Origin of the sequence: Oceaniferula flava (assembly GCF_016811075.1) — a bacterium.
Lineage (GTDB): Bacteria > Verrucomicrobiota > Verrucomicrobiia > Verrucomicrobiales > Akkermansiaceae > Oceaniferula > Oceaniferula flava.
In genome coordinates this window covers 1-7,154 of sequence record NZ_JAFBGL010000020.1, presented here as the reverse complement: position 1 = coordinate 7,154, position 7,154 = coordinate 1, and the positions used below count along the sequence as shown (strand labels likewise).

The 7,154-nt window shown below is 45.1% G+C and carries 7 protein-coding genes; all 7 read left to right on the top strand.

Annotated elements, in window-relative coordinates; translation table 11 throughout:
* Positions 1 to 257 precede the first annotated feature (257 nt).
* The 7 genes from JO972_RS16560 (at position 258) to JO972_RS16530 (ending at position 5,833) form a co-directional block, all read left to right on the top strand.
* Complete coding sequence (locus JO972_RS16560) at positions 258 to 629, top strand: hypothetical protein (RefSeq protein WP_309491204.1); 372 nt, start codon at positions 258 to 260, stop codon at positions 627 to 629.
* A gap of 124 nt (positions 630 to 753) precedes the next feature.
* On the top strand, positions 754 to 1,125 hold the full coding sequence (locus JO972_RS16555) for a hypothetical protein (RefSeq protein ID WP_309491203.1): 372 nt from the start codon (positions 754 to 756) through the stop codon (positions 1,123 to 1,125).
* Between the two features lie 129 nt (positions 1,126 to 1,254).
* A complete protein-coding gene (locus JO972_RS16550; RefSeq protein WP_309491202.1) occupies positions 1,255 to 1,605 on the top strand; it encodes a hypothetical protein in 351 nt (116 codons plus the stop codon).
* Between the two features lie 125 nt (positions 1,606 to 1,730).
* Positions 1,731 to 2,060 (top strand): hypothetical protein, encoded by a 330-nt coding sequence (locus JO972_RS16545; RefSeq protein WP_309491201.1) that lies wholly within the window; start codon positions 1,731 to 1,733, stop codon positions 2,058 to 2,060.
* Positions 2,061 to 2,607: 547 nt separating this feature from the next.
* The gene (locus JO972_RS16540; RefSeq protein ID WP_309491200.1) at positions 2,608 to 3,078 is read left to right on the top strand and encodes a hypothetical protein; all 471 of its coding nucleotides are present in this window, start codon (positions 2,608 to 2,610) and stop codon (positions 3,076 to 3,078) included.
* A 1,063-nt stretch (positions 3,079 to 4,141) separates the two neighbouring features.
* Positions 4,142 to 4,345, top strand: a complete 204-nt coding sequence (locus tag JO972_RS16535; protein ID WP_309491199.1) for a hypothetical protein — start codon at positions 4,142 to 4,144, stop codon at positions 4,343 to 4,345.
* A 1,155-nt stretch (positions 4,346 to 5,500) separates the two neighbouring features.
* Positions 5,501 to 5,833, top strand: a complete 333-nt coding sequence (locus JO972_RS16530) for a hypothetical protein (RefSeq protein WP_309491198.1) — start codon at positions 5,501 to 5,503, stop codon at positions 5,831 to 5,833.
* Positions 5,834 to 7,154 lie beyond the last annotated feature (1,321 nt).

Below are 7,154 nucleotides of genomic sequence, written 5' to 3'. Positions count from 1 at the left end.
CCGGTTGCATCGGCCATCTGTTTCATTGGTGCAATTCTGTGCGCAATTTTGCATAGTCGGCGATCAGATACAAAAGAGTAAGAAGTGCAACACTGTGAGATTGGCATGCACGATGAATTCAATAATGGATCGAACAAGGCGCTTCATCCGACGCGATACCGTTCGTTGTCCGAGGAAGTTGCAGAGCTAAAAACGTGAATGGTGCGAATCTGTTTTGCACGGCGCGGTTGAGCTCTACGTTAGCTAATGATAAGAACATGAAAAAATCCGTAATGATCATAGCCGTGTTCTGCGGTGGTCTGATTGCAGGGTTATTTTTCGATAAGTTGTCCTCGTATTATCGGATGCCTGGAATATGGAACCAAGGAGAGAGTATTGTTGAGAAGATCGAGCAATATAAGGAGAATGTTGGCAGATACCCTGATCAACAATGGTTCACTGAGACTATTCCTGACGTCGTTACGAGTGAAGGACACGAATGGCTGTATCTGAATATTGAGCCAAGTGATTCGAAAGGGAAGACACTGCTGATCGCCACATGGATCGAATATGGAGATTCCTTCTATGCAGTATACTCTGGAGGTCTCGTTCGTAAGGTTGATTTAGATACTTTAACGAATAAGAATTGAAGCTAACAAGTCGTTGCCATCGACCGTTAACCGTTCGTAGTCTGCGGATTATCTACAGTTATAACCTTGAATGATTGGCGGGTGTTTTACACGCGGCCATGGAACTTTACGTTCGGCAATAATTATGAAGATTCACTATCTAAGTTTTGAGGTAGTTCTTTCTCAATATCCGAGGCTGACTGCCGAGGGTTTTGTGGATACAGACTCTCCTAAGTTTAACGCTTCAAGAGAGCTACTCGAATCTGAGGGTGATCGCGTGAAGCGTGTCCGGCAGTGGATCGACAAAAATCTTAATCCACTCTTGTCGTATTCTGCTAAGATTAACAACTCGCGAACTTCATACAGGATTAAGACGTACGCAGAACAAGAACTCGGGCATATTTACAATGGTGTCTTTATTGCATCTATGCTTTGTGAGGGTTTTCTGATAGGTAAAGAGTCTCAGAATGTTTCGTTTAATGTTTCGAATAAGGCATTGAGAGATATCGAAGAATAGTGGCCGAACAAGGCGCTTCATCCGACGCGATACCGTTCGTTGTCCGATGAACTTGTAGAGCTAAAATCGTTAATGGTGCGAAACTGTTTTACACGGCGCGGTTGAGCTCTACGTTAGCTAAGAATAAGAATGAACGCAGAACTGACATCGATGCGAGAGGCATGGATTCAAGAAGCTGTTACAGCATTAGCGCGCGGCCGTGGGCACCTTGGCGTGATCAACATGCTTAGATCCTATGGCATGAATTCACATGATGCCAAGAAGGTGTCATTTGACATTTTTGATGCGGCGAAAGCACGCCTCAGAAAATTGCTTAGATGGAAACGGTTAATGGCGTGGTCAATGATTGCTCTTCCATTCATTTTACTGATTTTTGGGTATGGGAATTTTATAGTAACATTATGGCCACTCTTTGCTGGAATTACTTGGTTGTATAAGCTGCCTAATCCTAGCAGGCTTCCAGAAGAAAAATTAAGCTAACAAGGCGCTTCATCCGACGCGATACCGTTCGTTGTCCGAGGAAGTCGTAGAGATAAAATCGTTAATGGTTGCAAAACTGTTTTACACGGCGCGGTTGAGCTCTACGTTCGGCAATAATAATAAATATGTGGAAATTGAACGATATTCAAGACGGCGAATCTTATCGTGTAGCCCTTAAGGTAGCCCCGACTGGATCACGCATTTTTGAGCTAATCCCGTCTTCCTGTGAGTATAATGATTATGATTTTGTGACGCCAGTAATCGATGATCATACGCTACTAAGGAGTAGGAATTATGAACGTATTGTCACTGAGTGTGGCATAGAAGGTGATACTGATATTTTCGTCGATGCACATGGTATATGGATGACCGCTAGTGAGATCGATCAACTTGATAGTGACGTCGAAGATATCCAGTGGTATAAAGGTGTGGCACCATTCTTTGCTCCAAAATAATGTGGCCGAACAAGGCGCTTCATCCGACGCGATACCGTTCGTTGTGAGATGGAGTTGGAGAGCTAAAAACATTACTGATGCGAAACTGGTTTACACGGCGCGGTTGAGCTCTACGTTCGGCTATAATAATGCACGCATTGGATTTGGCGTTATGGTTATCGATCGATGAATAGATTCCAGGTTGGTCTGAGCCACAAGACTTCGTCGGAGTTGGTTCCTGTTGATGAGGTTGTTGCCGCCTGATCCATGAATGATGAAAGTAACATTGAGAGTAGCTTGATCCATCAGGCGCAGAGATTTTCCCCGTAGTTCTATTTTGATATTTCATACGTTGCCACATATCCTCTGCTCATGGCTAGAGCGGTCGGAGCACAGGGTTGGAGATCGTCGTTGGCGTTGGTTATTTGTTAGCGAAAAATTTGCCGAACAATTCGCTGCATCCGACCGTTAACCGTTCGTAGTCCGCAGACTTTTTACAGTTGAGACCATCCTTGGTTTTTGACCTTTGACCCACCGGCGGTTGAGCTTTACGTTCGGCAATAATAATATGGATGAAAACCAAGTCATAGAGAATCTTCTGACTCACTTAAAAAATAACGGTTGGGATATTATTAGTTTCGTTCCTGCTGGCATCCGAGGAATAGATGTTGTCACGTGTGATAAGCATAATCGAAAGTGGTATATCGAGGCTAAGGGGGGAACATCATCGAACCCTAATAGCTCGAGATATGGTAAGCCATACACCAAATCACAAGTATTCGATGTCACCTCTAAAGGGCTAATGCAGTGTTTTCACCACATAGCCAATAATGATGAAGATATTAACGTTGGGTTTGCGTATCCTGGCGTGAGGTATTTTGGCGATTACATGGATCCTATTAAGCCTATGTTGAGATCTATCGGTGTTACTCTTTTTTGTGTTAATGAGGATTCAACGGTTACGGAGTCGCTAGCTAAGAATGTGGCCGAACAAGGCGCTTCATCCGACGCGATACCGTCCGCAGCCAGAAACCATTGAGAGCTAAGACCGTGAATGACTGCGAATCTGTTTTACACGGCGCGGTTGAGCTCTACGTTCGCCAAGAATAATTATGATAGCATTAATAGTAGGATTGATCCTTCTCGGTATTACACTGTGGAACTTTCGCAGTGAGGAAGCAGACCCATTGCTGTTTTCGGATTTTCTGGCTGGTCACTTTGATGTGACTCGAATGGAGCATCCGGTAATATATTGGACCGCTATCACTGCCCAAGTTATTGTCTCCCTGGGGGCAATTGGATATGGAATTTTCACTCTGCTCACATAGCATTTTGCTTGTACGACGTGTTCAAGAAAGCAGTCGAACAAGGCGCTTCATCCGACGCGATACCGTTCGTTGTCCGAGGAATTTGTAGAGCTAAAAACGTGAATGGTGCGAAACTGTTTTACAGTGCGCGGTTGAGCTCTACGTTCGGCTATAATAATGCACGCATAAGATTTGGCGTCACGGTGATGGATAGCTGAATTGATTCCAGGTGGGTCTAAGCCACAAGATTTCGTCGAAGTTGGTTCCAGTTGATGAGATTGTTGCCGCCTGATCCGCGAAAGTAGAATGTGACATTGAGAGTAGCTTGATCCATCTAGCGCAGAGGTTTTCTCCGTAGTTCTATTCTGACATTTTAGACGTTGCCTCCTATCCTCTGCTCATGGCTAGAGCGGTCGGAGCACAGGGTTGATGATCGTCGTTCGCGTTGGTCATTTTTAAGCGAAAAATTTGCCGAACAAGTCGTTGCGGCCGACCGTTAACCGTTCGGAGTCTGCAAGCGTTTTACAGCTATGTCCGTTGTTGATTTTCGACCGTTGACCCACCGGCGGCCGAACTATACGTTCGGCTATAATAAGAATGAAGACGCCTCAGATGATATTCCGCGCAGTAATTACTATTCTAGCAGTGTCATGCATTATTCGGATACTTTATCGAAATTTTGACTTTCTGTTATCAGGTTTAGGTATCATAGAGTTTCGAGAGCCTGATCTCATTGCAATCTGCATCCTGGCTTTTGTTCTAATGCGTACTCAGTGGGAGAGAAGATCTTTAGTCGTGGCGAACTTCTTTGCTTTATTTACTGGTGTCTTCACAATTGTCACGAAGGGAGTAATCATGCTATTTTCCGCAGATCTATGGGTGGCTGGTTGGCACGCTATGACATTTGCTGTGGGTTGTTGGATCTTCATTATCGCACTTGAATCTTGTGAGCGCCTTAAAAATAATGTGGCCGAACAAGTCATTGCCATCGACCGTTAACCGTTCGCAGTCGGAGGACGTTTTACAGTTAAACCCATGTATAGTTGGCGGGCGTTCTACACGCGGCCATGGAATTTTACGTTCGCCAAGAATAAGAATTTTTGAGCTGGGGGATTCTCGATGCATCATGATTGAAGGTTTCGTTTTAAATTCCAGCTAGCTTGATCCGTGAATGGTGTAGCAAGCTGATCATCATGCAGGGCAACATTTTAGGCAGTGGATTTACTTCACGTATGACCTTTTTAGCGCAAGGGGATTGAGACTTGTTAGGTTTAGCATGATGCTGACCATCTTCCGGCATTCCTCGTTCCTGCGGATGCCTCCAGAAGATCACCAACATGCGGAATCATTCATCGCGAAGTGAAGTTTTCTTGGGTTGATTACTCCTTGCGTGCTTGTGATGATTATTTAACAATTGCAGTCGAACAAGACGAAGCATCCGACAGCTAACCGTTCGGCAGTCTGTGATGTGTGAAGAATTATAATTTCGATCAAGCGCTGTCCTTTTGTGAGGGCTGTCGGTTGTTCTCTACGTTGGATAAGAATAATAATAAGACTCCTGATTTAAGTTGAAGGGGAATGGGCAGGTTAATGAAGGATCAGAATGTGATCACATGCCGCCCATTGGCTGATGTTTCCCGCTGGGTTTAGTCGTAAGATGGTCGTCATATGATCACATACTGATCCTGGGCGGACGTTTTACACGGTTGAGACAAGAAGAATTGGACGCCACATGTCGATGGTCGCCGTCTTGGTTACGCGCCGCAGCTACAGGGACAAGACTCTTCCGTAAACTCCAGAGACATGTCCCTTCCGCTACTCTGCTGGCAGACGTTTTAAACGAATGGCACAGGTCTTGCGCTGCACCCGACTGATATCGAGGTTTTACACGTGGCGGAGTGCCGGTCACCCGTGAACTTGCAGGTGGAGATTTCACCTCAGCCAGATTGAGGGCATCGTGCGCCATCCTATTCGCGAGGTTGGTGATCCGTTAAATTTTCCGTAGAGATCATAGCGCGGCTCGAATCCAACAAGTCGTTGCGGCCGACCGTTAACCGTTCGTAGTCTGCAAGCGTTTTACAGTTAAGGCCATACTTGGTTTTCGACCGTTGACCCACCGGCGGCCGAACTATACGTTCGGTAATAATAAGAATTATGAATCAAAGATTAATAGGAATATGTGCATCAAGCATGTGGGTGACGGCACTTGTAAGATTGGATATTCCCCGGATCGATGTTGCCTCTGATATTTACGTTCCTGTTACTTATTCGTTGTTAGCCATTGTAGCTTCAGTTGCAGTGTTCACGGAGAAGCGATGGGGATATTGGGCGGCATTAGTTTTAGCTGGGACTCAACTATTTGCGATTTGTTATGTTGCTACAATAGCGTTCGAGGGTTTGATTCCGTTGAGCATGGATGTGTTATTCAAGAATTCAGCAGTTCTAATCACTATCGTTTCGGCCTCAATGCTATTAAGAAAAAAATAAACCGAACAAGACGAAGCATCCGACAGCTAACCGTTCGGCAGTCAGTGATGTGTGACGATTTAAGATTTCGAGCAAGCGCTGTCCTTTTGTGAGGGCTGTCGGTTGTTCTCTACGTTCGATAAGAATGAATAATACACGACTAACAGACTTTTTAGGTGATGCATACCGAGTTCAGAGTGGGGAGTATTATCCAGAAACTCACCAGAAGAATCTAAGGTATCTAAGTGAAGAGTATCCCGAATATCCAGAGGACGTTATTGATTGCTTGTATCGGTTTGCTATCCACCTAGATGTTGAGGCCACAAGACTTGGCAAAGAGGTGAATTTGGGTGAATGCACTAAGGAAGCAGCCCTCGATTTTTTAGCTGTAACATTTTATCATTTTAGTAAGGGCACTCGGCGGTTAGCACTTGAAATGCAATTGACCAATTAGGTTACGCCAGGGAGAAATTGATCGAACAATTCGCTGCATCCGACCGGATACCGTTCGTAGTCGGAGGCACTTTTTACAGGCATGAGACACACTAGATTTTCGGCCGTTGATTGATCGGCGGTTGAGCTTTACGTTAGCCAATAAAAGAATGATAAAACAAATATTCCTCTTTCTCACAGCATTCATGCCGTTAATGGTAATTGCAGAGAATTCTACAGCAGAGATTGAACGTATTGATCGTAAAATAACAAATCTAGAATCTAGGGTGGATATGGAGGTGCATACAGATAATCAAGAGATGAACTCACTTGAGAGACGTATAAGTGACTTAGAGGATGAAGCTGGAGCCGTGGCCGCCGTGGCGTTTCTTAGTGGAGTATTGTGTGCCTTATGGGCTCAGCACACTCGGCGGTCCTCATTGTTGTGGTTCTTCATGGGATTGCTCCTGCTTCCTATCACGCTTTTGGTGTTATTATACAAGAATTCTGAAGATCTTAAGTCAGGCAGAACCCAGTATTGGACCACACATTAAGTATTTGGGCTAACAAGTCGTTGCCATCGACCGTTAACTGTTCGTAGTCTGCGGATTATCTAGAGTTAAAACCTTGAATGATTGGCAGCTGTTTTACACGCGGCCATGGAACTTTACGTTAGATAAGAATAAGAATTCTGAGTCTCCGCGTTCGTGGGCACGCCGATGGGCAGCTGTTCGGTTTCTGCATCATGATTCGCACACTCATCATCATGCGGAGCCCGGAAGGGGAACGACACGTGAATGATTGAGAGCAGGGAAAAGCGCCAGGGTAACGCATCACGGATTCCGGAAGCGTTCCTTCGTCTCTCCTTCCTCCATCCGTCATGCTGGCCGACGTTATCTCACTCGTATGA